This window comes from Arthrobacter sp. ZGTC131 (assembly GCF_002929275.1).
Lineage (GTDB): Bacteria > Actinomycetota > Actinomycetes > Actinomycetales > Micrococcaceae > Arthrobacter.
Genome location: NZ_PJIK01000003.1, coordinates 150,395 through 175,049, shown reverse-complemented (window position 1 = coordinate 175,049; position 24,655 = coordinate 150,395). Strand labels below are relative to the sequence as shown.

Here is a 24,655-nt window from a genome sequence, read left to right as displayed (position 1 = left end):
CCAAAAGCGCGCGTGAACCAAAAGCGCAGCGGATACCCGTAGGCTCACCAGCCGCGGGCCCGCCACTCGTCAAGGTGCGGACGCTCGGCACCCAGGGTGGTGGGCTTGCCGTGGCCCGGATGCACCACGGTGTCGTCCGGATAGACGTCGAACAGCCGCTCGGTCACGTCGCTGATCAGCTGGGCGAACCGTGCGGGATCCTTCTGCGTGTTCCCTACGCCGCCGGGGAACAGCGAGTCCCCGGAGAAGATGTGGGCCGGGCCCTCCGGATCCTGGTACACCAACGCAATGGATCCGGGCGTGTGGCCGCGGAGATGCACTGCCGTCACGTCGAAGCCGGCGAAGTTGCCGACGTCCCCGTGGTCCAGCAGCACGTCCACGGGCACCGGAAGTTCCGGCGCGTCATCAGTTCCGGCGGCGGTCCGGGCCCCCGTGGCTTCCACCAGGCCGGGGAGCGCCCTGACGTGGTCCCAATGCTGATGCGTGGTGGCGACCAGGGCCAGCTTCGGCGCCGCGGAGGTGTCCGCCGAGGCGTCCGCGAGCAGCGACTGAATCGCGGGGAGATCGTCCGCGGCGTCGATCAGCAGCTGCGCGCCGGATTCCTTGGCGGTGAGTAGATACACGTTGTTGTCCATCTCGCTGACTGAAATGCGGCGGATGGTGATGTCCCGGAGTGAGTGAATGAGCGTGTCCATGCGGTTCAGTCTACGAAGCTGAGCCAACGGAGCACGTCGAGCCAGAATAGGGCTGAGCACAATGCCGCCACGCCTACCGCGGATTCCAGTATCGGAATGCGGAGGCGCGGCGGTTTTGTGCGCTCAGCTGCCTGGCCGAGGCGGGCAGAGGCGGAGAACGCGCCTACTCGCGTCCCTGCGACACCCACCGCGGATCCGCGGACCGGGACCCGACGACGGCGTCCGCGGCGCCGTCGAGCACGTCCAGTTGGGCGGCGCTCAACTCGAGTGCGAGAGCTCCCAGGTTTTCGTCGATGCGGTGCGCCTTGCGGGTGCCGGGAATCGGGACCACCGGCAGGCCGAGCCGCCTGCCGTGGGCCAGCAGCCAAGCCAGGGCAACCTGGGCCGGAGTCGCTTCCAGCTCGGCCGCCACGGAACGCACGGCGTCCACCACTCCGGCGTTGGCGTCCAGTGCTCCCTCGGCGAAGCGCGGAATGTTGCGCCGGAAGTCGCCGTCGCCGAGCCTTAACGCGTCCACCGTTCCGGTCAGGAAACCCCGGCCGAGCGGCGCATACGGCACGAAGCCCACGCCCAGTTCCGCGGCAGCCGGAACCACGTTCCGTTCCACGTCACGGCTCCAGATGGACCATTCGCTTTGCACTGCGGCAATGGGGTGGATGGCAGCGGCCTCGCGCAGTTCAGTGGCCGTCACCTCGGACAGGCCCAGGTGCCGGACCTTGCCAGCCTGCACGAGCTCGGCCATGGCCCCGACCGTCTCCGCGATGGGGACCCGGACGTCCCGGCGGTGCATGTAGTAGAGGTCGATCACGTCGGTGCCGAGTCGCAGGAGGCTGCGGTCGGCTGCCTCCCTGACGTACGCTGCGTCCCCGCGGATGTCGGTGTAGCCGGTGGACGGCGTGCCCACGAGGGAAAATTTCGTGGCCAGCTGGACGTCGCCGCGGCGGTCCTTGAGCAACTTGGCGATCAGCTCCTCGTTGCTGCCGCCGCCGTAGATGTCCGCCGTATCAATGAAGGTGATGCCCGCATCCACCGCGTGCCGCAGCGTCCGGAGCGCGTCCGCCGGCTCAACCTCGCCGTATACGGGAGTGAGCGCCATGCCGCCGAACCCGAGCGGACTTACGCGGAGGCCGTCACCCAGATGAACTGGTGCTGCCGGGTTGTTCGTCATTTTCAATCTCCGTCTTCAGGAAGGACCGTCCCAGCCAAGAACCAAGGCGGTGGGGCAAGTATTCCGGCAACTTCAGGGCCGCCGAATCTCCCCGGTTTCACTTCTGACTGCTCGGACGCCCCGGCGTTTCGGCACGACCCGCCGGCAGGGCCATTCAGACGTGGGGAGAATCAGCGCCGGTGCTTGAGGGCGACGGCGGCAGCATCTTGAGCCCCGCGGCGCATCCCACAATCCCGGCGATGAACAGCACCTTAAGGAGGCTGAAAGGCTCGACGCCGGTGGCCATGGCCCAGCCGACGGTCAGGGCCGCGCCGATCCCCACCCAGACGGCGTAGGCCGTGCCGAGGGGGATGGTCTTCACCGCCATGCCCAGGCCCTGGAGGCTGAGCGCGGCGGTCACGGCGAAAATAATGGTCGGCAGGGGCCGGGTCAGGCCGTCGGACTGGCCCAGGGCGGTGGCCCAGACGGCTTCCAGGACGGCCGAAGCGAGCAGGATCACCCAGGCCGTGGCAGGCTTCGCAAGCATCACGCCACCGCCTTGAGGCCAACCACGCACGCGGCGATCCCGGCGAGCAGCGCGATGCGCGCCGCCGTCGGCCGTTCAACCTTGGCGGCTATCGCGTAGACGGACGTCAGCACCACGCCCACGCCGACCCACACCGCGTACGCGGTTCCGGTGGGTATGGACTGCATCGCGACGGCAAGGCCGGCGGTGCTGGCCACCACCGAGGCGAGGAAAAGGGCCAGGGGTGCGATGCGGCGCCGGCCCGAGGACCGGGACGCGCGGTGAAGCGCTGCGGCCCAGACGGCCTCGAGAGCGCCCGAGAGGATGAGGATTAACCACGACATGACAGATCCTTTGGCCAGTCTTGTCGCGTGCCGGGTACTGAACCGTCGTCCGGAGATCCGCTGATCGGGATCTTGTTCTCACCATAGCAACGGCCGACGGCGGCTGGCCACCGCCGATGGCCAACCTCACCGTGAGCGGCGCCGTTCCACTGTTTTCCCAACCTCGCGCCCATACGGTCCGATGACCTTGACAACTCGCTGCCCAACGAAAGAGAGGCGCCATGGAAAGGACAGCACTCGGAGTACTGGCACTGGCCGGAACACTCTTCGTTCAACTCGCTGGCGCCGGACCCAGCACCGCAGCGGAGCGACCGCTCATTAAGAAGGCGGAGCGGCCCGTCATTACGAAAACCATCGTGAGAGGCGAGGGAGTGACCGCGGAATTTGACCACACGGACGGCTGCATTCAGACGAACGTCAGCGTGTTCGGCAGCGTCTTCACGGTCCCCGGATCGACTACGCCCGACAAGCTGGGCTTTGTGAGCGTCACGCAGGTCAACACATGCACACTCACAACACTGATCAACGGGTTTGGCGAGGCGAGTACCCTGGACCTGGTTGTTCCGAACGGGTTGGCTGGAGGGCGTCTGAGGATGTCCCTGGAATTCACGGACTATGCCGACCCCGTCAACCCGGCAGTCTCGCCGATGACGGCCGACGTGTCCTTCCGGGCTACGGCTCGGGCGACCACAACTTTTGCAAAGTCCGTATCCTTTTCCGGGGGCATCCGCTTTGTATCGTCGGAAGGTGCCAAGAGCCGGGCCTCCTCTGCCACCGGCACGGTAACCCTTGGGGCTCAAAAGGTCGTTTCGCGGGATACTTCGTCGATCTCCGCGACGATCGCCTCGGTGGTCAGCAAAGAGAAGACGGTAGCCCGCCCCGTGAAGTAGCGCTCAAGGATTCTTGGACCCCTAAGACTGGGCCCGGTTCGAACAATCCCAAGCTTTTTACAAGTTATTCGGTCGAACATGTTCCGAGGGGGAGTTTAAGCAAGTTGCCAGGACCGCAACAGCAGGCGGCTCGATTTCTCGTATCCAGCAGGGAAGGTTGCTCGGGACTGGCATAGGCAAACAACTTCAATGAGTGGTGAGGCTAGTGACCAACCCTACACAGGACGACGTTCAGCTCCGCAGAGCAACGCTCCACGACCGTACATCTATCCACAAGGGCGGGCGTGGTACAGGCCGCAGGACTTCCTGGCTTGGCGGAAGGCGGGGTGGTCGCTCGGCTGGTCTTCGTCTCCACGGGTTGCGGAATCTGGGGCTCCATGCCCTGCTGACAGCCCTACTGCTTGCGCTGAGTGGTCTGGTGGTGCCGGTTGCGGCGTCGGCTGCTCCGGGTGATGTTGGGGTTGAGGGTCCCTCGCATACGGGGACGGGGACGCCGACGGGTTCGAAGCGGGCGACGAGCGGGTTGTGGTTCAACGACGGGGTCTGGTGGGGGAACCTGTGGGACACTTCCAGCTCGGATTTTCATATCTTCCGGTTCAATGCCGCGACGAGCGCGTGGGTCGATACGGGTGTGGCGACGGACACGCGGTCGAACACTCATCATGACGTGTTGTGGGACGGGACGACGTTGTATGTTGCGAGCTATCGGTTCGTCAACGACGGTCTGCCGGCTGAGCCGAACTTCCCGACGACGATGCGGCGTTACAGCTACAACTCGAGTGCGAAGACGTACTCGCTGCTTGGTTCCTCAAACATCAACAACCACCGCGTTGAGGCCCTGTCCATCGATAAGGACTCGACTGGCCGGTTGTGGGCCACGTGGCAGCAGGGGAACCGGATCTATCTGAACGTCACTGGCACAAATGGCGTGACGTGGGGGACGCCGTTCCAGCACCCTGCGTCGTTGAGCAGCGTGTCTGTGGACGACACGTCGGCTGTGATCGCGTTCGGGTCCAACAAGATCGGCGTGATGTGGAGCCGGCAGCTCGGTGACGCCAATGACGGCATGTACTGGAGCTATCACGTCGATGGAGCGTCAAACACCACCTGGACCACTCCTGTGGCGGCGGTGAGGGGCCTGCGCAGCGGTGATGACCATATGAACTTGAAGTGGCTGGACTCCACGAATAATCAGGTTTTCGCCGCCATTAAGACGTCGTTCACGTCAGCCTCTCAGCCGCTGATCCAGCTGTTGGCACTGAACGGTACGACGTGGACGGCGCACACAATCGCGACCGTGGCGGAGTGCCCCAACCGGGTGATCGTCCTGATTGATGAGAGCACGCAAAGGCTGCGTACGTTCGCTACCTATCCGAAGCCGAGTGGCACGACGAACGCTGGCGTCTGCACTAGCTCGGGGGGCGCGATCTACGAGAAGTCCTCGCCGCTGAGCGGCATCAGCTTCAGCACTGCGAAGACGGCCCGAATCGTGGACGCCGACCAGTATGTCCACAACGTGACGTCGACGAAGCAGAATCTCAACAGTACGGCGCGGGGCACGGCCAACAGCGGTCTGCTGCTCCTTGCCGATGTGAACGCCACCAGCCGGTACTGGCACTTTTCGGACACCAGCGGCGGCGGTGGTGGCGGTGATACGACGCCTCCGACGGTGGCAAATACGTCTCCGGCTGATGGTGCGACCGGTGTGGCGGTGACGGCGAATGTGACGGGGACGTTCTCGGAGGCGATGAATGCGTCGACGGTCACGTCGGCCAAGTTCACGTTGAAGACCCCGGCCGGAACGACGGTGCCGGCCGCTGTGTCGTACACGGGAAACGTTGCGACGTTGAACCCGACTGCGGATCTGGCGGCGGGTACGACATACACGGCGACGATCGACGGCGGCTCCGACGGGGTGACGGATGTTGCCGGTAACGCGTTGGCGTCGGACAAGACCTGGACCTTCACCACGGCTACCGCGGGCGGCGGTGATACGACGCCTCCGACGGTTGCGGCCACGTCTCCGGCTGCTGGTGTGACCAGTGTGGCGGTGACGGCGAATGTGACGGGGACGTTCTCGGAGGCGATGAACGCGTCGACGGTCACGTCGAGCACGTTCACGTTGACGGCGGGGACACAGACGGTTTCGGCAACGTACAGCACCTCGGGCAACGTTGCGACACTGGACCCCGGTGCGAATCTGGCGGCCGGTACGACGTACACGGCGACGATCAAGGGCGGCTCCGCCGGGGTGAAGGACGTTGCCGGTAACGCGTTGGCGGCCGACAGGACGTGGACCTTCACCACGGCTCCCGCGGGTGGCGGCACGACTACCGTCACCCTCACGGCCACCGCTGACAGCTATGTGACGAACGGGGCGCTGACGACGAACTTCGGCACGAGCACCATGTTGGGTGTGGACAACAGCCCGGTGGAGGTCGCGTACTTGAAGTTCGACCTGTCGGCGTATGCGGGTAGGACGCTGGATAGTGCGACGTTGCAGCTGCGTAGCGCCGGGAGCGGGTCAACGGGTACGCAGAACGTCAAGCTGGTCTCCGTTGACACCTGGAGCGAGACCGGGATCACGTACAACAACCGTCCGGCGCTCGGCACCAGCATCGGCACGCTCGGCGCGACAACGACCAACACCAACTACAGCGTTCCGCTGACGGTCAGCGGTGTGACCGGTGAGCTCGGCCAACAGCTCTCCCTTGGTATGGACGCCAACAGCAGTGACGGCCTGGACCTCAACTCCAAGGAGGCCGGCAGCACAGCCGCACCCAAGCTGGTGCTCACGCTGAGGAACTAGGAGGCCACCGTCGACAGGGGCCAACACCGTGCACACCAGCAACACCATCTGACCGACACCACCCAGACAGGGGACGACCCATGCGCAACTCGCACACCAAGGCATTGCACTTCGACATCCACGGCCGCGTCACGATCCGCGTCGACGCAAAGGCGCCGGCAGCGGCCCAGCTCCAGAGCATGTTGGCGTGCTTCGCCACCGACACCGAACGGCCGGCCGACATCGTCGTGGACGACCGGCCGGAGCCGATGCCGGATGCGAGTCTGCTTGAGCACGAGCTCGCGTACACGGGAAACAGTGTGCGTTTCCAAGCCGAGCGGGTCCAGGTGGTGAGGGACGGAGAACAGTGGCGAATTCACGGGCCGGGCGAGCTGTTGACCTCCGTGGTCCCTGTTCTCGATGCCGCCATGGTCGGTCGAGGAGCCGGCATGATCCACGCGGCAACGATGGCATACCGGGGTCACGCGATCGCGCTTCCCGCCGCCGGAGGGACCGGTAAGACGAGCACCGTCGCCAAGCTGATGCGGCGGGAGGGGTGGTCGTTCATGGGCGACGACTGGGCCTTCCTGGCCGAGGACGCCACGCTGCTCGGCTACGCGAAGCCCATGTTCATCAAGCCGCACCACCGGAACATCTACCCGCACCTGTTCGAAGGTGTCCGGAAACCCCTCGTCCCGTCACGGCTCTCGAAGAGCGTCGGCCGTCTCACCACGGTGGTGCACCCGTACGTCATCCGTTATCCGCGCCTCGCGGACTTCTCCCGGCGATGGTCGCCGGAGCACCGCATGGTGGTCCCGGGGACCGCGTTCCCGGGGCGGGAAGTGACCACCTCGGCCCCGCTCGCGGCCGCCATCTACGTCGAGCGCTTCGAGGGCGCCCGGTCCCGGATCGTCGAGCGGACCACCGAGTGGATGGTCGACCGCATGCTCGGCAACTTCCACATCGAGATGGCGGGCTTCTCGCAGCGGGTCGTGACCGGCCTGGCGGCCACGTCCGTCGTCCCTTGGCGCGAGCACTTCGCGGCGAAGGGGCTAATGCTGAGCAAGGCGCTCGACGGACGGCCCTGCCACCTGCTGCAGGTGCCCGCCGCGTACACGGCGGACGAGGCGTCGGACGACATCGTCCGGTATCTCGAGCAGCTGCTGCCGTCGTTCCTCGACGAGCAAGCCTGAGGGGTGGTGCACAGTGGGTCACAGCCCTGCCGAAGTCACAGCGGTCGTTCCGGCCCGCAACGCGGAGCTCATGCTCCCGCGCTGCCTGGAGGCCCTGCGTCAGTCCGGTGTCGCCGAGATCATCGTGGTGGACGGATGCTCAACTGACAGCACCACCAGCATCGCCCTCGCAGCCGGTGCCCGGGTACTGAGTGACGAGGGCCGCGGCCTGCCATGGGCTCGAACGCTCGGTGTGCGGAGCAGCAGCACCCGTTGGGTCCTGCTCGTCGACTCCGACGTCGTGTTCGGGCCCTCGGGGGTCGCCGACCTGCTCACAGAGTTCGTGGAGAGCGGCTACGATGCCCTCCAAGCCGGTCTGGAGAGTGTCGGTGGACCCGGCTATTGGGGGCAGGCCCTGGCGCATCACCATCGCACCGGCCGCAGCCGCAACTGGTTCGGGCTCGTGGCGACGCTCGTCGACCGAGACCTGATGATGGGCGTTGGTTTCGACGACTCGTTCAAGTCGGGTGAGGACATTGAGCTGCGTTGGCGGATGCGGGAGTCAGGGCTGCGAACGGCGGTGTCGCGCCGGGTGTTCGTCGAACATCGTTTCGCCGCAGACGACTTCGACTTCGCGCTCGACCAGTTCCTCATGGACGGAACGGGACTGGGACGGATGATCCGCAAGCACGGCTGGCGGGGTGCGAGGTTGGCGCTGCTGCCCGCCGCCGCGGCAGTCCGGGGCAGCGCCCTGAGCCTCGCCGCGCGCCAGCCTCGGTGGCTGCGCTACTACATCGCCTTCTGCTGGTACAACTACGTGGGCCTTGCAAGGGGTCTCGCGCGGTGAGGGCTAAGCGGGGGGCCGCTGTCACGGACGCCTCAACCGTCCGGCACTCCGCCCTGCGCAGCTCGCTCGGCCTCGTGGTGGCCAAGGCCGCCCAGACGGGCGCGGGTTTCGCCTTCTGGATCGTGGCGGCGCGCGCGACGTCCGACCGCGAGGTCGGGCTCACCACCGCCGCGGTCTCGGCGGTGATGATCTGCACGCAGCTCGCGGTGCTGGGCGCAGGGTCGGCCGTGATCGTCTCGGTGGGGCGTGGGGAGTCGCCCGCGCGGGTGCTGGACGCGGCGTTCGCCATCGTGGGGGTAGCCGGCACCGTGCTGGCGCTCGGCTACCTCGCGCTGCAGTCGGCGGTGATGCCGGACACGGCCTCGGTATCGGTCCTCTTCTGGTTCACATTCCTCGTGGCTGCCGTCACCGGCACCCTGGTCATCGTGCTGGACCAGGCGCTCGTGGCGTTGGGACGCGGTGCCAGCGCGACCTCGAGGTACACGTGGGGTGGTGGGGTCGCACTCGGGGCTGCGGCGCTCGTGGCCTGGCAGGCGCACGGCGCCTCTGCCGACGTGCTGATGGCCTGCTGGACCCTCGGGACGACCGTGGCCTGCGTCGTCGGCGCGGTCCAGCTGCGAAGACTGGTGGGCTACCGGCCGCGGCCGTCCTTACGCTTAGCGCGCGGCCGTCCACTGCTGGCGCTGGGCATTCCGCACCAGCTCCTCACCCTCACCGAGCGCACGCCCGGTCTGGTGCTGCCGCTCCTGCTCGCACACATGGTGGCGCCGGAGGCCGCTGCCTACTGGTATCCCGCATGGATGATGGCCTGGGCCGCATACACCGCTCCGACGCTGATAGGCATCGTCCAGTTCTCCGAGGGTGTCCGCGACGCGGGCCGCCTGGTGTCCACAACCTGGGCGAGTCTCCGTTGGTCGCTCGCCGTAGGAGGTCTGGCTGCCGCCGTCCTCGTCCTCTTCGCTCACCCGCTGCTCAGTCTGCTGGGCGAGCGGTACGCCGACTCGTCCGCCGGCGCTCTGCGGTTGTTGGCGGCCGGACTGGTGCCGTACGCGGTGTTGCAGGCCTACAACGCCGTGTGCCGGGCCCGCGGCCGCTACGCGGAGGCGATCGTGGTCGGCGTGACGCTCGGAGTCGCCCTTTGCACCTCAGCGCTGTCGGCCGCCGACAGGGGCCCGACCGCCATGGCCCTTGCCTGGCTGGTGGTGCTCTCCATCGGGGCCGCGGCGACCGGCCTCCGGCTGATCGCCGTCCTCCGGCGCGTCACGCGAGACGCGCAATGACAGGCACGTTCGAAGCAACCGGCCGTACCGAGGGGGCAAGTGTCGTTGCCGTCTTGCGGACGATGTACCTGCTCCGCTTCCTTCCACGAGTGTTGGGACTGCTCGCGTGAGCCGCGCGGCGCGGTGGTGGCTCCTCAGCGACCTCCACCTGGGCGTGTCGGACGACGACCCCCGGTGCCCCGGCAGAGTTCTGGCCGAGTTCCTGCGCCGCGAGGTGCTCGCAGCCTCCGGTCCGAAGCAGCACGTCGCCTTCGTCGGTGACACGTTCGAGCTGATCGGGTTAGACGAGGATGAGAGCCTGGCCCGGCTCGAGTCCATCCTGGCCCGCCACCCCGACACGTTCCGGGCGCTGGAGGCCTGTGCGGCGCGCGGCGTGCAGCTGCATTTCGTGTGCGGCAACCACGACGTGGAACTTGCCCGGCCCTCGGTTGCCGCCCGCCTGTCGGCGCTGCTGTCACCCGCAGAGCCCACGCGGATCCGGGTGTACCCGTGGTTCCTGCACGTGCCCCACGTGCTCGTGGCCGAGCACGGGCACCAGCACCACGCGCTGCATCGGATGCCCGAGGTGCTCCGTGCGGCGGTCAACGGCACCGACGAGCTGGACCTACCACCACTCGCCGCCTGGAACGCCCATCCGTCGAGGTCGCGCCTGAGCCGTGTCGGAGCCGTTGCCCGGGCCTGTCTGGCGTCCGAGCGGGCGGAACGCCGCGTCCGGAGGCTCGCGTATGACGAGCTGTTGCAGGCCGAGTCACGGCGGCTCGCGCTCGACCGGGTGGCCGTTCGGGACCTGGCGCGCCTGTCCCGGTTCCGGACGGTGTCGGCGCTTCCGGTCGCCGCGACTCGCATGGTGTTCGCGGCGGCCGGGCGCAGAGTCGCGGGCGACGAGGCTCCTGCTACAGCGGGCCGGTTTGCCCGTACCCTCGAGGCGCACGGCTTCGGGGTGCCCTGGTACGTCTCGGGCCACACCCACCGGGCCCTCGAGTCGGCGCTCGAGGCGTGCCCCACCCGGTACGTCAACACCGGCACCTGGAGTTCGGACGTCCGGGGGCGCGGACCTGACCAGTCGGACCGTCGGGCATTCCCGTACGCCGTGGTCGACGTCGCCCGCGACGGCACCACCAGCGGCGGGCTGCGGTACTGGCGTCCGGACGGCGGCTGAGCCGTACCGGTGTCAGCGCACCGTCAGCGGCGCCTCGCCCTTGCAGGCCACATCAACCTAGAGTGACCCGCCTGCGGCTTCCGGTGCGGATGGGTCGTGCCCGCTGTCGCCGATGGTTTCCCGGGCCACGAAGTTCTCGATATCGAACAGATTCTCGGCCCGTTCAGCGATGTTGTAGAGCGTGCTCATCGACGCGACTTCCTCGACCTGTTCCTTCAGGAACCACAGCATGAACTGCTCTCCCAGTGCGTCGTCCTCCGCCCTGGCAGCCCTGAAGAGGCTCTCGATGCTTCTGGTGACGTCCTTCTCCTGCTGCAGGGCGAGGGCCAGCGGCTCGGTCACCTTGGAGAAGTTGTTCTGGACATTTGGGACGCCCGGAACGGAGACGGGAAGATTCCGGTCCAGCATGTACTGGACCATCATCATGGCGTGGTTCCGTTCTTCCACGGACTGCCGGTAGAAGTACTTGGCCAGCTGCGGGAGGTCCTGGCCGGCAAACCAGACTGCCGCGGCTATGTACTGCTGCGACGCCGCGAATTCGTTGCCGATCTGGACCGCGAGAAGATCATTAAACTTTGATTTCGTCATGGCCCGAGTCTAGGTTCGGGCACGCAGGGGGACCAGTGTGGAAAGCCTCAGGTAAGAAAGCGTAGGCTAGCCTGCCCCTGGATCGATGGACACGACTGCCAGGAACCCGCGGCCCAGGATTTCGGGCGTCTGCGTGTCTGAACCGACGACGGCGTCATAACGGCTGAGTGCCTCCGGTTCACCTGGCGCCGGGGCGGGCTCAGCCGGAGGTTCGGCTGCGGGTTCGGCTGCGGCGACGGTGACGGAAACGGTCGCCTGGCCCTCGAGCAAGATGCCGAGCTGCCCCTCGAAGACGGGATGCGCCCGCTTCTTCGAGAGCTCCACAATTGACGTGTAGCCCTTGAACGCTCCGGCCCGGGTGATGACATTGAGGTTCCGGATGTCGCCGGTGGGCAGCGTGACCGAACACTCCGCCTCGCCGGAGAAGCGGAAGGGCCGGTACCTCTCGAGTGGGTGCTCAATGCCGCCCGCATTCAGCAGCAGGAGCTCGCCGGCGATCACCGTCAGCACGCGCTCCATCCCCGGGAAGGGCGAGAAGTCGCCCGCCTTGGTAACATCGGCGATGCTGACGCGCCAGTCCCACGCGCCGTCCTGCGCCGACGCGGCCAGGGGATGGCTGACCAGCTCCCGAGTGACGCCTCCGCCGTTGCGCCACGGTTGCGGTTTGAGGTCTGCGAAGCGGATGATCTCCATCCGCCCAGCCTAGTTCTACTCAGCACGCTGCTCCCAAAAATACAGCGCTCCAGATGTCGCAGAGCGGCAGGTTCGGTCACTTCGTTGCCCCCGCCACCCTGCCTGCGTAAAGTCAGCGCAGTATGAGTAGGTCTTTTGGGGGACATATCAAGCAGAGGAGCCGGTGAATGTTCGTCAAAGTGTGCGGGTTGAGTACGCCTGAATCTATCCGGGAGGCCGTGGACGCCGGGGCGGACGCCGTGGGCTTCGTCCTGACGGCGAGTCCCCGGGTGGTGTCTCCTGCGCACGTCGCTGAACTGCTGAGCAATGTTCCGGACGGTGTCGCCGCCGTCGGTGTTTTCCGTGACGAACCGGTTGCCGACGCCGTGGCCATCGCGCGTGCAGCCGGTCTGGAGTGGATCCAGCTACATGGCGAACGCACCCCGGAAGACGTCACAACCGTCCACGACGCCGGCATGAAGATCATCCGCGCCGTCGCCATGGGCGCTGCGCCGGAGGCCTTCGAGAACTGGGGCGAAGACTTGCTGCTCGTGGACGCGGCCGTTCCCGGGTCCGGGGAGAGCTGGGATTACGGTTCCATGCGGGACAAGGGCCTCGACGCGCGGAAGTGGCTGCTCGCCGGAGGGCTGGATCCCGCAAACGTCGCGGAGGCAGCCCGGGCTGCGGAGGCGTGGGGCGTTGACGTTTCTTCCGGCGTCGAACAGTCCCGCGGCATCAAGGATCTGGCAAAGATCCGCGCGTTCGTCACTGCCGCCAAGGCCTGATCCCCCGCCGGGTTCTGAACTTAGGGGTTAATTCAGGGCAAGTCCCGGAGGACCGGCAGCCGTCCGGGGAGCAGAATGGTCAGATGAAGACACTCCTGAACATCATCTGGCTCGTGTTCGGCGGCCTCTGGCTGGCCATCGGTTATTTCGTGGCGGGCCTGATCTGCTGCCTGCTGATCATCACCATCCCCTGGGGCATCGCGTCCTTCCGGATCGCCTCCTATACGCTGTGGCCTTTCGGCCGCATGGTCGTGGACAAGCCCGGAGGGAACGGTGTGTTTGCGCTGCTGGGCAACGTGATTTGGCTCCTGGTGGCCGGCATCTGGATGGCCATCGGACATGTGGTCACGGCGGTAGCCATGGCCCTGACCATCATCGGCATCCCGCTGGCCATCGCCAACCTGAAGCTTATTCCTGTTTCGCTCATGCCGCTGGGAAAGCAGATCGTTCCCACGAATGCGCCCTTCGCGGCCTACCGCTGAACGGTACCCAAGCTCACCGGGGGCGAGTTCACAGGCCTGCCGTCTGCAGCTCGGCTGCCAGGTTCCGCCGTGCGGCCTCCAGCCATAGTCGGCGCGCCCGGTCGGTGTGGAACAGCGGATCGAGATCCAGCAGGCGGCGGACGACGGCGGCCCTCCCGGCCGCGAAGTCGGCGTCGCCGACGTGCGCAAAGTCTTTCCGGACGGCAGCTACATACCGTGCGTACTGCCCGGGTTCGCTCCCCAGAACGGAAAGGTCGGCATCACAAAGGAGGACGCCGCCGTCGTCCCCGGGAGCGGGCCGGTGGTCGGAGGTCACCCTGACCAGCCGAGCCACCTCAGCCACTTCCGCGGCGGGCAGGCCGGCCTCGGAAAGCCTTTCTTCGGCGAGCCGCGCGGACTCTTCCTCGTCCTGCCCCGGAATCCCGTGATAAACGGCGTCATGGAACCAGGCCGCAAGCAGCACGGCGCGCGGCGGAATGGCAGGTTCTGTGAGCAGATCCAGCGCCTCGAGCACCGCCAGCAGGTGGGTGCGGCCGTGGTAACTGCGGTGGGGTTCGCTCCAGCGGTCCAGAAGGTCCAGGAAAAGCACTTCGTGGCCTGGCAGCACGCTGTTCCAGCGCTTCAGCAGCGGCATCTTCAGTGATGAATTTCGTTCACGGGCGGGAATCCGCAGCCCGCTGGCAATGAGCTTGCGGACCAGGATCCGGGCTTCCACGGGAAGAGCGCCCGCGGCCACCAGCGACTCGTATCGCCGCTCCGGGACGTCGTAGTGATCTCCGTCGAAGGCCCGGTCAGGTATGCCGGCGGCCTCGGCGAAGGCGTGCAGTTCTGCCAGGGACGTGTCCGAGATCAGGTGCGAAAACAGCGTTCCATGCGCCGGCCACAGCGGCGGATCCAGATAAATGGCCATGGAGGAAAGTGTAGACCGCCGCGCTTCTGTCCTCGCCAGAACGCAGCCCCGCCGGTGGATGCCCGGCTCCGCAGGTCGCAGCCTTGGCGGCGTGTTGGGGCTCGGTACCGGCAGGGTGCCGGTACCGAGCCAGCGGTCAGTCAGTCAGCCCGCCCCAGGGGCGAAACGCCGTCAAAGCAGTTGGATGAGCCTGGTCAGAACCGAAACGCAGATGAGGGAAAGGAGAGCCGCCGCGGTGTAAACCGCAGCTTTCGGCAACGGGGCGTCCGGCCGAACTATGCGCAAAGTATCACACGTGACCAATGCCACGACGGTGGCCAAACCAGCCAAAAAGACGATCATGACGCACCTGTCTGGGGCTCGCGGGACCTGTTCGCCCCGAGGATTAGCAGGAGGAGGGTTATCAGCGACAGTACGAACACCGCCGCCGGCGGGGACCACACCCGGGCAAAAACCATGGCCGTCGCCACGATGGTGGAGAGGGCGAGGCTTGAAGCAACGGCGATCGCTATCGCCAGCGGGAGGGCGCTTTGCTTAGCGTAGCGGTGGGCGCCGGTACCGTCGGCAACAGCGCCGTCGGCGTCGTCGGTGTCCGCGGAGGTCAACCGGAGATAGAGAACCAAGGCCGTTCCCGGTCCGGCGAGCATCAGCAGGCCGATGACTGCTAGCCGGAGTTCCGCCGGGCCGAAGAACGACAGGGGCACCGCGGCAATGGCGACGGCGGCCACAACCCATGCGACGTGTTTACGATTAGTTGCCATTGCCCGTTCCTTTGATCTGGAAGACGACGCCCCCGGCGTTCTCTAACACCTTCGACCAGCCCGGCGAGCTGCCGCACGTGGCAATGAAGCGGTCAAGGTCCCCTGGAGGTATTGTTTCGAGAAGTTCCGCCGCGCGTTTCTGGCTGGTCGTGATAATCAGGTAGGCGTCGTCGGAGCCTTGCGCCGCGAAGTTGTTGCCTGCATTGCAGGTTAGCGGTCGTGCTCCGGGCTCCTGCTGGGACGGCACCAGTATGCGGTAGCGGTATTCCACGTATTTTTGGAATTTCCAGGGCGTGTTGCTTACTGCCTCTATGAGGATGCTCCCAGGCGGGGCAGATTCGTAAAGCCGGTCAACCAGCGCTACCTCGTCGGGTGTGAACCTCTCCATGCTGTCATTGCCGTACCGGGTCACCACGGTGGTGTAGGCGAGCAGGGACCCCATCACCAGCAGGCCCACTGCCCGCCGCCAGCCGAGGGCGCCGCGGCGGTCCGGTACGAGCGTCAGCACGGCGAGGCAGGCAGCGAACGGCAGGCTGATGAGGTACAGCCGGAGCAGCAACTCGCCGCCGTAGGCCTGGCCGGGAATCAGGGTAAGTGGGGCCAATGCCCCGAGCGCCGCCGTGAGCCAGGCGGTGCGCCGCCGGTGTGCCAGGAAGGCTCCCAACGCGGCGAGCAGCCATACCAGCGCCACCTCTGCCAGGCGCGTGTAAACCACCAGCACATGGGCATCGCTCCCGGTAACCCTTTGAGACACCGCATCGATGGTGTGCGCCTCGACATCACCGAAAGTTCCGAACAGCTGGGTCAGGTGGCCCTCGACGTAGTCACTTGCGACGAACATCAGCCAGCCCATCGCGAGCGCAGCAGCGAGGATGGGCAGGGAAGGCACCCGGAGCCGTCCGCTCAGGAGGAACACTGTCAGGATCGGGATCGCGGCAAACGGCGTCAATTGGTGTGAGGCAATCATTGCGATCAGGAGGCCGACGCTGACCACCAGCAGGACCGCTGCATCCACCGGCGGCGGGCTGGACATGCCCTGGTGCGGAACGGTTGGATCAAGCCGGGTTACTCCGCGGGCCAGAAACCTTGTGAACCGGTTGCTGCCGGTGGGCCAGGCCCAGCCGCTGAAAGCGCTCAGGAGGCAGGCAAGCATCGTGACGAGGAGGAGGAAGGAGAAGGCCTGGGGTGCGAGATAATCCTGGCCCACCCAGCTGGCCAGGTAGAAGAGCCATACGCCGGCCCACGCCTGCCGCGGCTGGGATGTCAGCCTCTGGGCCAAAGCCAGAAGGGGCGCGAGCAGCAGCAGATTCACGCCCAGCGGAGCCCATGTGGCGAGGCCCATGAGGTCGTGGACGCCAGTCGCGCCGGACAGCAACCCTAGGAGATCGAAGAAACCCGGCCAGTTGAAATAAGCGTCCTGGGTGGTGTCCAGCTGGCCAGACCTGGCGATGTGGTCGGCGACGCCGAGGTGCCGGAAGCTGGCTTGCAACCGGGGCAGGCCATGGACGATAGGGTCGGCGGCATGCAGGATCACCACCAACACCATTACCTGAGTGGCCAGCAACATTGGAGTGTGGCGGCGCAGGTTGAGCGTGGCCACGAACCCGGCCAGACTGAGGAAGATCGCAACGAAGTAGGCCGGTGGTACCGCCTCCACCAGTCCTGTCCCGCCAATCCGTTCGGGATCTACGCTCAACAGGCTCCAGACCCCAAGAGCCAGGGCGACGGCGGCCAAGGCCACCAGCGTCACAAGCTGCCAGGGGGGCGTGGGACCGTGATAAACGACGGCGGGCGGCACCGGACCGCCGTGCTTGGCGGCGCCGTGCTTTGTTTCGGCGTGGCGCTGCGGGGCCGGCGACGACGGCGCCGTGGGCACCGCGGAGGTAGGTTCGGATGTCATGGTTACTCGCTTCCGGTCGGCTGGTTTGTTGCCGCTGACGCGAGCTGGACCCGTTCAGCGTTGGGGGTTGCTGGCATCAGCATCCTGAGACGCCAGATGGCAATCAGAGCCGCGGACGCCTGGGCGGCGGACCAGAGCGCTGAGAGGCCGAGGAGGCCGAATTGGCTGGCGGCAAGGGAAGCTGGTCCTACCATCAGGACGGCAGCGAACACCGCTACGGCTGTGGCCTCGGCCTGGCGGCCTTGGGCCCGGCACAGACCGAAATAGACCTGGGTCACGCAGCCCAGCACCAGCGCCGGCACCAGGACAGGCAGCAGGACGGCGGTCGCCCCGTAATCCGGGCCAAGGAAACCGAGAAGGTAGGGGCCAGCTATGAGCACCATCGCTCCGGCGACGAGCGTGAGGGCGAGGCTGGCCTTGAGTGCGGAGGACACCAGCCCAGGCCGTGCCCTGCCCCCGGCCAGCGCGGTCTGCAGGGAGAACCCGGAAGACTGGGGAAAGAAGAAGACCGCCGAGGCCATCATCCACACCATGTACCAGGACGCGGTTGCTGCCGGGCCGAGGGTAGCGGCCACCACCAGCGGAAGGAGATAGCCAGGGGCGCGGTCTGCAAGCATCAGCATGTGGTTGGGCAAGCCCGGTTTCAGCAGCCGCAAGGCGGGTCCCGGCCTGAGTCCGTGCTTCCAGTCCGGTGCTACGCCGGTGCGGTTGAGTTGGCGCAACCCGAGGATCACGCTTGCCAGGGCGCCTGCGGCCATCGCGGCGACCACCACGGCCACTTCCCGGATCCCGGCGGCCCAAGCCAGAGCCAGTACGGCGAGCTGCACCAGGCTCTGGGCGAGGCTCCTGACCAGGGCACGGTCGGAGCGTTCCTGCGCGACGCCTACATGGTCGAGTTGATAGGCGGCGGCGGCGAATAACGCTGATGCCACGAACATCCCCGTCAGGAGCGGGTCGTTCCAGGCCAGGCCCACGCCGGATCCCAGCGCATAGGTCACACCGGCCACTGCCCCGGCCAGGACGACTGTGGACACCCCCACAGTGAGGAGGCTGCTGGGAATGAGGCGCCGACCGCCATCAAGCTGCTCAGGTAACAGAGTGAGAGTAGCCTGGCCGATGCCCAGCATCCCAAGCTGCACAGTGAGGAGCGCCGCGGCCACTACGGCGGAGCCCATGCCGAGCTGCGCGGGCGGCAGCATGATCGCCGCCAGCGCCCAGAACAGGAATCCTGTGGCCATCGGCGCGATCCTTGCAGCGCTTAGCCAGGCCGCGTTACCGCCTACGGAGTGCCCGGTCCCGGGCGGACGCAGGAATTCGCCGAACATCGACCTGTAGTTATAGACCAGGAAACAGGTCCAGTAAGGCAGGAAACGCGGTGCATGCAGCAGCGACAGGCCGACGCCGCGAATGGTGTCCAGCAGCGGCAAGACCGCAAGCCAGCCTGCGCGGCCGGGGTGCTTGCGGATGGTTCGGGCCAAACCGGCGCCGTCCCGGAGCCATTGGTCACGGGCGGCATCGAACGAGTCCGTACACCGATGCCTCACTGCGGTGATGCTGGAGACGCCAAGCCGGTAGCCGGCCTCTTCGAGCCGGATTCTCAGCTCGATGTCCTCGCCGGACCGGAAAGTGTTATCGAACGCCACGGACAGCAGGGCTTTCCTCCGCATCATGGTGGCGGACGCGCCGAACCATGAGCGCACCCGGCTGTGATGGTGGTGCCAGGCAAGGGCCGCGCCCCAATATCCACGCCCGTCCGCCTCGCAGACCATGGCGAACTGCAGCCCGTCGTAACCGCAGGCCTTGAACTCGTCCAGGAGACCGCCCAAAGCGCCCGTCGGAAGAACGACGTCGGCGTCGATCAGCGCCACAACGTCGCTGCACGCGCTCTGGACGCCGAGTATCCTCGCTGCCGGCAGCCCGCGGCCCTCATCCGAGAGGACGCGCGCGCCGAGGGAAAGTGCAATTTCCACGGTGTTGTCGGTGGAGCAGCCGTCCACAACAATGATCTCGCGCGGCCTCTCCGCGCGGATGGATTCCAAGCATTCGCCCAACGAGCGGGCAGCGTTCCGTGCAGGAATCACTACCGACAATTCAAGGTCGCTTACGTGGGCGCCCATGTCATTCCTCCAGCTTGGCGCTGATCTGGCCGGCAACGTAGTCCGACGTCCGGTCGGCGGACCACGATGCGGGAATGCGCAGCAGGAAGCAGGGGACGTCATCGAGCCCCCGCCGCACCACGGCTGCCTTCTGGCTGAAGAATTCCTCCAAGGGAACCAGTCCCGTCGCGCCGAGGGCCTCGATCAGCCGACGTGACACCACAGGGAGCTCCGAATGGAAGTTCCCCACGATGCGGGAGGTCATCCATTCGCGGCTCCGCATCTCCAGCCGGGCATCGGAACCGTCGTAACGTTCGAGGAAAATCGCCAGTCGCGTAAGCGCAGCCGAGGAGATGTGATCCTGCCCGAAGACCTGTTCGGGATGGACCATCCGGTGTTCCGGGGACCAGTGGCGCGTGAACGCCGCGGTTTTTGGATACCTGACGATGAACGGGTGGACGGCCGTGGCCAGGTGGGCCACCGAATTTGTGAGCCAGCCTGGGGCCAGGGGTTTGCGGGCCCCGCTGAAGACCTCCGGATAGATCCTCCGGTGGTGTGGTTTCAGGAACATCGGTTTGGCGTAGCCCATGAGCATGCCGTCGGCGTCCAGGAAGGCCCAGTCATCGGCCATGAATCGCACACCGGGCATGGCCACGAGCTTTGCGACCGTGCTGGTCTTCCCCACGCCGCCCCAGGCAGGTAGCAGGACTCCTGACCCCCGGAAGTCAACCACCGCCGCATGGATCATCGCGGCGTTTTCCTTAATGGAGAGCCAGTCCAGCAACGGGATAACGGCAGTGAGCAGTTCGCCCCGGCCCTGGATAGAGTAACCGTCGCGGGTTTCCTGGATCTGGACACGGTCGGCCGGGATATAGAGCGAGTCCGCAGTGAAACGGTAGGTGTCCTCGGCGTGTGATTGGCCGGTTACATCCGCCGTTTCCGCACTTATATGCAGCCGCAGCGGCGCCCGGGACGGACCTAGGAATGGTGCGAGCATGTCCCGTAATTGGGCTTCGCCGGGGGTGCCGGGAGCCACGTCGATGCCGACGAGTCCGTGGACATCGAAACTGGTACCGGCAGACGGGACCGAGTCCTTCAGAGCGTCTTTTTCGGCCTGGCTCATGGCCCGTACCCTCCGGCGGTCTCGGCGGTATGCGGGGTAATGTACTGCGGATACATCCGGATCATTTGACTTCCCTCCAGCTGGCGTGCGGCTCGTGCGGCTCGAGTCCCACGTTCGCCGGGTCATGGGGCAGGCGGCGTCCCCGGATGTACCCGCAGGTAGTGACGGTCAGAACGGCGATCACGGCCATCGACCGGCGGAAGCCGGCGGGGTCCGTACCGCGGATCCGGCCCACGGTGCCCCGGGCCACCGCGCGCGGCAACACGTTGGCGACGTACCGGCGTTCGGGCCCGAGGGCACGCTTGTGGCCGACGATCTTGCTGACCATAGCTTTGGATATCCCCTCCGACCACGCGCGCCGCAGCATGTAGTTGAGTGTTCCGCGCTGCGCGGGGACGTAGTGTCGCACCACGGCAGCGGGTTCGTAGACCACGCGGCCTCCTGGCGCGCCTATGACCGCCCTGATGCAGATTTCCGTCTCCTCACAGCCCAGGGGCAGGGAATTCTGCCTGCCGAGTGACGTGTTGAAACCGCCCGCGACTTCCAGAACCTGGGAACGGAAGGACATATTGGCGCCGATAACGTTGCGCACTTCGGCAGCCACCTTTGGCATGCCCCGGTGCGTGCAGCCTACGATCCAGTCCAGTTCCTCGCCGAAATAGTCCGGGCGACCCGTTTCCCATTCCGGCACAACACGCCCGCCCACGGCCAGGACGTCGGGGTCGTCGTAAAGTGCCGTCAGCCGCTCCAGCCAGTCCGGTGCCGCCTCCGCATCGTCGTCCAAGAAGGCGACGATCCCCGCGGTCGCGGCGGCAGCCCCTGTATTCCGGGCACCGGACAGGCCCTTGGGGCCGGTGTTTTCCAGGATCACCACATCCGAAACCGTGAAAATGAGCCTCTTATAAAGGTCCATGTTGTAGTCGACAACCACGATCGTCTGCTGGGGCGGCACCGTTTGGGCGCGGACGGAGTCGACGGCGGACATCAGCATGTCCCAGCGGTCTTCTGTGTACGAGCAGATCACCACGGAGACGGCCGGCAGGCCCTCGGACTGATTCATCTCATTCACCCGCCATGAGTCCGAGGACCGTCCGGGGATCCGTTGGCACATGCGGGAGGGAGATGCTGGGGTACTTGTACTTCACGCGCCTCAGGGCCTCTGCGCGGGCGCCGGCTGTGGGCGCGTCCCACCCGACGCATTCGCGGGCGAGGGTCCGCAGTACCCGCCACCCGTCGCGGAAGGTGTGGAGGTTCGAGTTGCCGGAGATCCGGGTGAGTTCGTTGCTCGGTACCTCGGCAATCCGAAGGCCGGCTCGGGACGCCCGGACAACGAGCTCGGTCTCGATTTCAAAGCCTTCCGATTCCAGCTCCAGGATCTCGAGGCATTCGCGGCGCATGGCAATGTAGCCGTAGCAAAGGTCCGAGTAGTTGCTGTGCAGGACAATGTTGGCCAGCCCCGTCAGTGCCCTGTTACCGGCGCTGCGCAGCAGGGTAATGTCGTCCGAGCCTCCGCCCGTGACGTAGCGAGAGCCCTTAACGAAGTCGAATTCGTGCTGGAGCGGCGAAATAAACCATCCGATCTCCTGCGGGTCCATGCTTCCGTCAGCGTCCAGCATGACGATGATGTCCCCGGAAGCAGCGGCGAACCCGGCCCGGACGGCCACACCCTTGCCGGCGTGCGGCTCCGAAACGACCACGACGTCGAGGCGGAGGGCACGGGCGACGTCGACAGTGCTGTCCAGTGACCGTCCGTCAACGATCACTACCTCGTCCACGTAAGAAGGCATGCGGCGAAGGACCCAGGGGAGGTTCATGGCCTCGTTGAGGGTGGGGATCACCACGCTGACGGAAGCCACGGGGGTTGGCACCGATTCCGGTGCCCGCAGATTGGAAACAAGTATAGGGATGGTCACTAACCTCACCACTCATGGAGTTGTTTGCTTTCGCCCCCACAGCAGCCCTCCCGGCGGTTAACCGGGAAGTAGACCAAAGCGCTCGCTGCTGCGGCAAGGGCGACTTGCTTGCACTCCCCCTCGTATATGTTCGATTTAGCAACTTGTAAAAAGCTTGGGGTCCCTTTTGGCAACCCCAGTTTTGGGGGTCGGCAGAGCCTTGGAGACAGGGAGTCTCCAATGCCACACTTTCCCCATGGGTATCTCTAAGCACAGGACCATCCCTTGAAACGCCGCCGCGCGGCCCTTCGGCACGTGTCCGTGCTCGCCACGGTCGTCATGCTGACGGCCTGCGGGTCAGTGGCCAAGGAAGCCCAGCGGCTGCCGCTCGGCGAGCTTCCGCCCGTGGACGGGCCTGCCACAACGGCCCCGATCACCGCCGCGCCGGCCACTACCGCGCCTTCGGTCAAGCCGCTCCGCGGCACCGCGGCACCAGCGAAACCGCCCGCTAGCGCTGTCCCTCCTGCCGTGCCGTCGGTCCGTGCAGTGCCTCCAATCAATCCACTCACCAAGCTGCCGGTGGGCGACCTGCCCGGGTGGAAACAGGTCTTTCGGGAGGATTTCACCAGCGGAGACGTTCCCATCGGCGCTTTTCCCGGTCCGGCCTACGAGGCCAATTGGAGTGCGGGATACAAGGACGGAACGCCGGACACGGCCGGTCAGAAGGGGAAGAAATCCCGCTACTACCCGTCCAAAGTGCTGAGCGTCAAGAACGGGATGCTGGACTGGTTCCTCCATACCGAGAACGGGATCTCCATGGGCGCCGCGCCTACTCCCAAGATTCCGAACGCCACGTGGAATCCACCCCGTGCAAACAGCCTGCTCTATGGCAGGATCTCGGTCAGGTTCAAGGCCGATGCTCTTCCGGGATTCAAGACGGCGTGGCTTCTGTGGCCGGACAGCCGTGCGTGGCCCAAGGAGGGAGAGATCGACTATCCCGAAGGTGATCTCGCCACATCCTTTTACGGAGCCGTGCATCGCCGCAGTAACAGTCCGACGGATTCCGACCTGATCAGGTCGCACGCCATGTTCACCACGTGGCACGTCGCCACGATGGAGTGGAGCCCGGGGAAGGTCGAATTCTTCCTGGATGGCGTCTCGCTGGGAGCGGGAACCACCAGGGTGCCGAACACGCCCATGCACTACATTCTTCAGACCGAATCCTGCCTGACGGGCTGCCCGGCGCCGGCCACGGCCGGGCACGTCTACCTCGACTGGATCGCCATCTGGACCAAACGCTGATGATCGGGCTGACCCGCCCCGACCGGCTGACCCGTCGGGGCTGATGTGACCGGGCTGACCCGTCACCGCTGCAGCGGCTTCTTCCGCCTGATATCGAAGGAATCGGTGAACGTGTATCCCTCAGCCGGAACGAACCTGGCGGAAAGCCGGTCTGCGGTGGCCGTCACGTCCAGCGTGCCGAGCGCGGGATCGCGGTTCCCGCCGGACCAGCTGGCGAAGTACCCGGCCTCGGAATCGTCATCCCGCACGTCGTAGAGCCCCACTCCGCCTGTGCCCACGGTTGCGAAAACGGTTCCCTCGCCCTCGACCATGCTTGCATCGGAATCGGTGATGCAGTCACCGGAGAAGGCGTCGGGCACCAGGATAGGACAGCCGGTTCCGCCGCCCAGTTGGTGGCTGCGCTGGTACAGGTGCTCGTGGCCGGTCAGCACCAGGTCCGCCTTTTTCCTTATCAGCATGTTGGTGAAGTCCTGCCCGGCCTGGCAGTCGTATCTGCCCACGCTGAGGCATGGCGTGTGCATTCCCACGACGGTCCAGGGAATGTTCCGCGACTTCGCACCGTCCAGTGCGCGCGCAGTCCAATTCCAGCGCCTGCTGTTTTGCGAATAGTTCAGCGTATTTCCGCCATGGAATGTGATGCCCGGAGACACCATGATGAACCGCACCAAGGGGTCCTGCTCCGGATAATCCACGTACCACTGCGTTCCGTACTCACCCTGGAGGCCGGGCAGCCGGTTGGGCAGGCACTTGACGAAGTTGGCGATGTCGCCGTCGTGGCCGTCGCTTTCGTGGTTCCCGGTCACCAGCTGATAGGGGAAATCAGTGCCCAGCTTGTCCGTGACCATGTCGCAAAACTCCTGCTCGATCCCGGCTCGGTACGAGTAGTCCCCGAGCCCCAGGTTCAGCTGCGGCCGGAGGCTGGCGATCGTGTCCAGGACTTGCCGGGCTCCGGTGCCGAGCCCCACATCGCCCTGGGCGGTGAAGTGGACGGTGGGCACCGCCGGATCGATGGAAGGGGGCGTTACCGGCCGGCCCGAGGACGGCGGCCGCGGCTGCCCGGCCTGGCAACCGGTCAGTATGAGGGTAAGCACCAGCAAGGCCGCCGGAACCACGGCGGACCACATCCGCTGTCTCGACGGTCCAGTCATGGTCCCTCACATCACAGAATGGAACCTGCTGCGGGTGGAACAAGCACCAGGCATCGGGCAAACGCGGAGCAACCATTAGGCCCCCAGACTAGTGCCAGCGGCGAGGCCAAGGCCATAGCCGGAACGCAGGCGGCGGCCGCCCGGCCGG

At 66.1% G+C, this 24,655-nt stretch carries 23 protein-coding genes and 1 riboswitch; of the genes, 9 read left to right on the top strand and 14 right to left on the bottom strand.

The window, feature by feature from the left end:
• Positions 1–44: 44 nt before the first annotated feature.
• The 4 genes from CXQ90_RS05870 to CXQ90_RS05855 form a co-directional block, all read right to left on the bottom strand.
• Positions 45–695, bottom strand: coding sequence for an MBL fold metallo-hydrolase (locus tag CXQ90_RS05870; protein WP_104137674.1), 651 nt, complete (start codon positions 693–695; stop codon positions 45–47).
• A 163-nt stretch (positions 696–858) separates the two neighbouring features.
• A complete protein-coding gene (locus CXQ90_RS05865) occupies positions 859–1,863 on the bottom strand; it encodes an aldo/keto reductase (protein WP_104137673.1) in 1,005 nt (334 codons plus the stop codon).
• 154 nt (positions 1,864–2,017) lie between these two features.
• Entirely contained in the window at positions 2,018–2,389 is a 372-nt protein-coding gene (locus tag CXQ90_RS05860) for a multidrug efflux SMR transporter (protein ID WP_104137671.1), read from the bottom strand.
• On the bottom strand, positions 2,389–2,712 hold the full coding sequence (locus CXQ90_RS05855; protein ID WP_104137670.1) for a multidrug efflux SMR transporter: 324 nt from the start codon (positions 2,710–2,712) through the stop codon (positions 2,389–2,391). The genes CXQ90_RS05860 and CXQ90_RS05855 overlap by 1 nt, the downstream gene beginning before the upstream one ends.
• Positions 2,713–2,721: 9 nt before the next feature.
• Positions 2,722–2,788: riboswitch (guanidine-III (ykkC-III) riboswitch) on the bottom strand.
• Positions 2,789–2,933: 145 nt separating this feature from the next.
• On the opposite strand from CXQ90_RS05855, the gene CXQ90_RS05850 reads away from it, so the two are divergent.
• The 6 genes from CXQ90_RS05850 (at position 2,934) to CXQ90_RS05825 (ending at position 10,848) form a co-directional block, all read left to right on the top strand.
• On the top strand, positions 2,934–3,602 hold the full coding sequence (locus CXQ90_RS05850; protein WP_104137668.1) for a hypothetical protein: 669 nt from the start codon (positions 2,934–2,936) through the stop codon (positions 3,600–3,602).
• Positions 3,603–4,125: 523 nt separating this feature from the next.
• Positions 4,126–6,411: an Ig-like domain-containing protein gene (locus CXQ90_RS05845; protein ID WP_104137957.1), complete on the top strand. Its 2,286-nt coding sequence runs from the start codon at positions 4,126–4,128 to the stop codon at positions 6,409–6,411.
• 80 nt (positions 6,412–6,491) lie between these two features.
• A complete protein-coding gene (locus CXQ90_RS05840) occupies positions 6,492–7,583 on the top strand; it encodes a hypothetical protein (RefSeq protein WP_104137667.1) in 1,092 nt (363 codons plus the stop codon).
• Between the two features lie 13 nt (positions 7,584–7,596).
• Complete coding sequence (locus tag CXQ90_RS05835; RefSeq protein WP_104137666.1) at positions 7,597–8,409, top strand: glycosyltransferase; 813 nt, start codon at positions 7,597–7,599, stop codon at positions 8,407–8,409.
• Complete coding sequence (locus CXQ90_RS05830; RefSeq protein WP_104137664.1) at positions 8,406–9,689, top strand: lipopolysaccharide biosynthesis protein; 1,284 nt, start codon at positions 8,406–8,408, stop codon at positions 9,687–9,689. Before CXQ90_RS05835 ends, CXQ90_RS05830 begins: the two co-directional genes overlap by 4 nt.
• A gap of 106 nt (positions 9,690–9,795) precedes the next feature.
• Complete coding sequence (locus CXQ90_RS05825) at positions 9,796–10,848, top strand: hypothetical protein (protein WP_104137663.1); 1,053 nt, start codon at positions 9,796–9,798, stop codon at positions 10,846–10,848.
• Between the two features lie 57 nt (positions 10,849–10,905).
• Here the strand turns inward: CXQ90_RS05825 and CXQ90_RS05820 are convergent, their stop codons facing one another.
• Positions 10,906–11,436, bottom strand: coding sequence for a ferritin (locus CXQ90_RS05820; protein WP_104137661.1), 531 nt, complete (start codon positions 11,434–11,436; stop codon positions 10,906–10,908).
• Between the two features lie 66 nt (positions 11,437–11,502).
• Positions 11,503–12,129, bottom strand: coding sequence for a HutD family protein (locus CXQ90_RS05815; protein ID WP_104137660.1), 627 nt, complete (start codon positions 12,127–12,129; stop codon positions 11,503–11,505).
• Positions 12,130–12,296: 167 nt separating this feature from the next.
• On the opposite strand from CXQ90_RS05815, the gene CXQ90_RS05810 reads away from it, so the two are divergent.
• Positions 12,297–12,893: a phosphoribosylanthranilate isomerase gene (locus CXQ90_RS05810; protein WP_104137659.1), complete on the top strand. Its 597-nt coding sequence runs from the start codon at positions 12,297–12,299 to the stop codon at positions 12,891–12,893.
• 83 nt (positions 12,894–12,976) lie between these two features.
• On the top strand, positions 12,977–13,375 hold the full coding sequence (locus tag CXQ90_RS05805) for a YccF domain-containing protein (RefSeq protein WP_104137658.1): 399 nt from the start codon (positions 12,977–12,979) through the stop codon (positions 13,373–13,375).
• A 28-nt stretch (positions 13,376–13,403) separates the two neighbouring features.
• On the opposite strand, the gene CXQ90_RS05800 is transcribed toward CXQ90_RS05805, so the two are convergent.
• The 7 genes from CXQ90_RS05800 to CXQ90_RS05770 all read right to left on the bottom strand — a co-directional run bounded on the left by CXQ90_RS05800 (position 13,404) and on the right by CXQ90_RS05770 (position 22,078).
• Positions 13,404–14,285, bottom strand: a complete 882-nt coding sequence (locus CXQ90_RS05800; protein WP_104137656.1) for a DUF4031 domain-containing protein — start codon at positions 14,283–14,285, stop codon at positions 13,404–13,406.
• A 338-nt stretch (positions 14,286–14,623) separates the two neighbouring features.
• Positions 14,624–15,046, bottom strand: coding sequence for a hypothetical protein (locus CXQ90_RS05795; protein WP_104137655.1), 423 nt, complete (start codon positions 15,044–15,046; stop codon positions 14,624–14,626).
• Complete coding sequence (locus CXQ90_RS05790; RefSeq protein ID WP_258064377.1) at positions 15,036–16,946, bottom strand: hypothetical protein; 1,911 nt, start codon at positions 16,944–16,946, stop codon at positions 15,036–15,038. Before CXQ90_RS05790 ends, CXQ90_RS05795 begins: the two co-directional genes overlap by 11 nt.
• Before the next feature lie 2 nt (positions 16,947–16,948).
• Positions 16,949–19,063, bottom strand: a complete 2,115-nt coding sequence (locus tag CXQ90_RS05785) for a glycosyltransferase (protein WP_104137653.1) — start codon at positions 19,061–19,063, stop codon at positions 16,949–16,951.
• A gap of 1 nt (position 19,064) precedes the next feature.
• Positions 19,065–20,165, bottom strand: coding sequence for a hypothetical protein (locus CXQ90_RS05780; protein WP_104137652.1), 1,101 nt, complete (start codon positions 20,163–20,165; stop codon positions 19,065–19,067).
• A gap of 61 nt (positions 20,166–20,226) precedes the next feature.
• On the bottom strand, positions 20,227–21,225 hold the full coding sequence (locus tag CXQ90_RS05775; RefSeq protein WP_104137651.1) for a glycosyltransferase: 999 nt from the start codon (positions 21,223–21,225) through the stop codon (positions 20,227–20,229).
• Between the two features lies 1 nt (position 21,226).
• Entirely contained in the window at positions 21,227–22,078 is an 852-nt protein-coding gene (locus CXQ90_RS05770; RefSeq protein ID WP_104137649.1) for a glycosyltransferase family 2 protein, read from the bottom strand.
• Positions 22,079–22,342: 264 nt separating this feature from the next.
• Between CXQ90_RS05770 and CXQ90_RS05765 the strand changes: the two genes are divergently transcribed.
• A complete protein-coding gene (locus CXQ90_RS05765; protein ID WP_258064376.1) occupies positions 22,343–23,359 on the top strand; it encodes a glycoside hydrolase family 16 protein in 1,017 nt (338 codons plus the stop codon).
• A gap of 62 nt (positions 23,360–23,421) precedes the next feature.
• Here CXQ90_RS05765 and CXQ90_RS05760 read toward each other — a convergent pair whose 3' ends face one another.
• Positions 23,422–24,507 carry a metallophosphoesterase gene (locus CXQ90_RS05760; RefSeq protein WP_258064375.1) on the bottom strand — a complete coding sequence of 362 codons (1,086 nt, stop codon included), beginning with the start codon at positions 24,505–24,507 and terminating at the stop codon, positions 23,422–23,424.
• Between the last annotated feature and the right edge of the window lie 148 nt (positions 24,508–24,655).

Coding starts and splice junctions, on each gene's coding strand:
- CXQ90_RS05870 (WP_104137674.1), bottom strand. CDS start 695: ATGGACACGCTCATTCACTCACTCCGGGACATCACCATCCGCCGCATT.
- CXQ90_RS05865 (WP_104137673.1), bottom strand. CDS start 1,863: ATGACGAACAACCCGGCAGCACCAGTTCATCTGGGTGACGGCCTCCGC.
- CXQ90_RS05860 (WP_104137671.1), bottom strand. CDS start 2,389: ATGCTTGCGAAGCCTGCCACGGCCTGGGTGATCCTGCTCGCTTCGGCC.
- CXQ90_RS05855 (WP_104137670.1), bottom strand. CDS start 2,712: ATGTCGTGGTTAATCCTCATCCTCTCGGGCGCTCTCGAGGCCGTCTGG.
- CXQ90_RS05850 (WP_104137668.1), top strand. CDS start 2,934: ATGGAAAGGACAGCACTCGGAGTACTGGCACTGGCCGGAACACTCTTC.
- CXQ90_RS05840 (WP_104137667.1), top strand. CDS start 6,492: ATGCGCAACTCGCACACCAAGGCATTGCACTTCGACATCCACGGCCGC.
- CXQ90_RS05820 (WP_104137661.1), bottom strand. CDS start 11,436: ATGACGAAATCAAAGTTTAATGATCTTCTCGCGGTCCAGATCGGCAAC.
- CXQ90_RS05815 (WP_104137660.1), bottom strand. CDS start 12,129: ATGGAGATCATCCGCTTCGCAGACCTCAAACCGCAACCGTGGCGCAAC.
- CXQ90_RS05810 (WP_104137659.1), top strand. CDS start 12,297: ATGTTCGTCAAAGTGTGCGGGTTGAGTACGCCTGAATCTATCCGGGAG.
- CXQ90_RS05805 (WP_104137658.1), top strand. CDS start 12,977: ATGAAGACACTCCTGAACATCATCTGGCTCGTGTTCGGCGGCCTCTGG.
- CXQ90_RS05800 (WP_104137656.1), bottom strand. CDS start 14,285: ATGGCCATTTATCTGGATCCGCCGCTGTGGCCGGCGCATGGAACGCTG.
- CXQ90_RS05795 (WP_104137655.1), bottom strand. CDS start 15,046: ATGGCAACTAATCGTAAACACGTCGCATGGGTTGTGGCCGCCGTCGCC.
- CXQ90_RS05790 (WP_258064377.1), bottom strand. CDS start 16,946: ATGACATCCGAACCTACCTCCGCGGTGCCCACGGCGCCGTCGTCGCCG.
- CXQ90_RS05785 (WP_104137653.1), bottom strand. CDS start 19,063: ATGGGCGCCCACGTAAGCGACCTTGAATTGTCGGTAGTGATTCCTGCA.
- CXQ90_RS05780 (WP_104137652.1), bottom strand. CDS start 20,165: ATGAGCCAGGCCGAAAAAGACGCTCTGAAGGACTCGGTCCCGTCTGCC.
- CXQ90_RS05775 (WP_104137651.1), bottom strand. CDS start 21,225: ATGAATCAGTCCGAGGGCCTGCCGGCCGTCTCCGTGGTGATCTGCTCG.
- CXQ90_RS05760 (WP_258064375.1), bottom strand. CDS start 24,507: ATGACTGGACCGTCGAGACAGCGGATGTGGTCCGCCGTGGTTCCGGCG.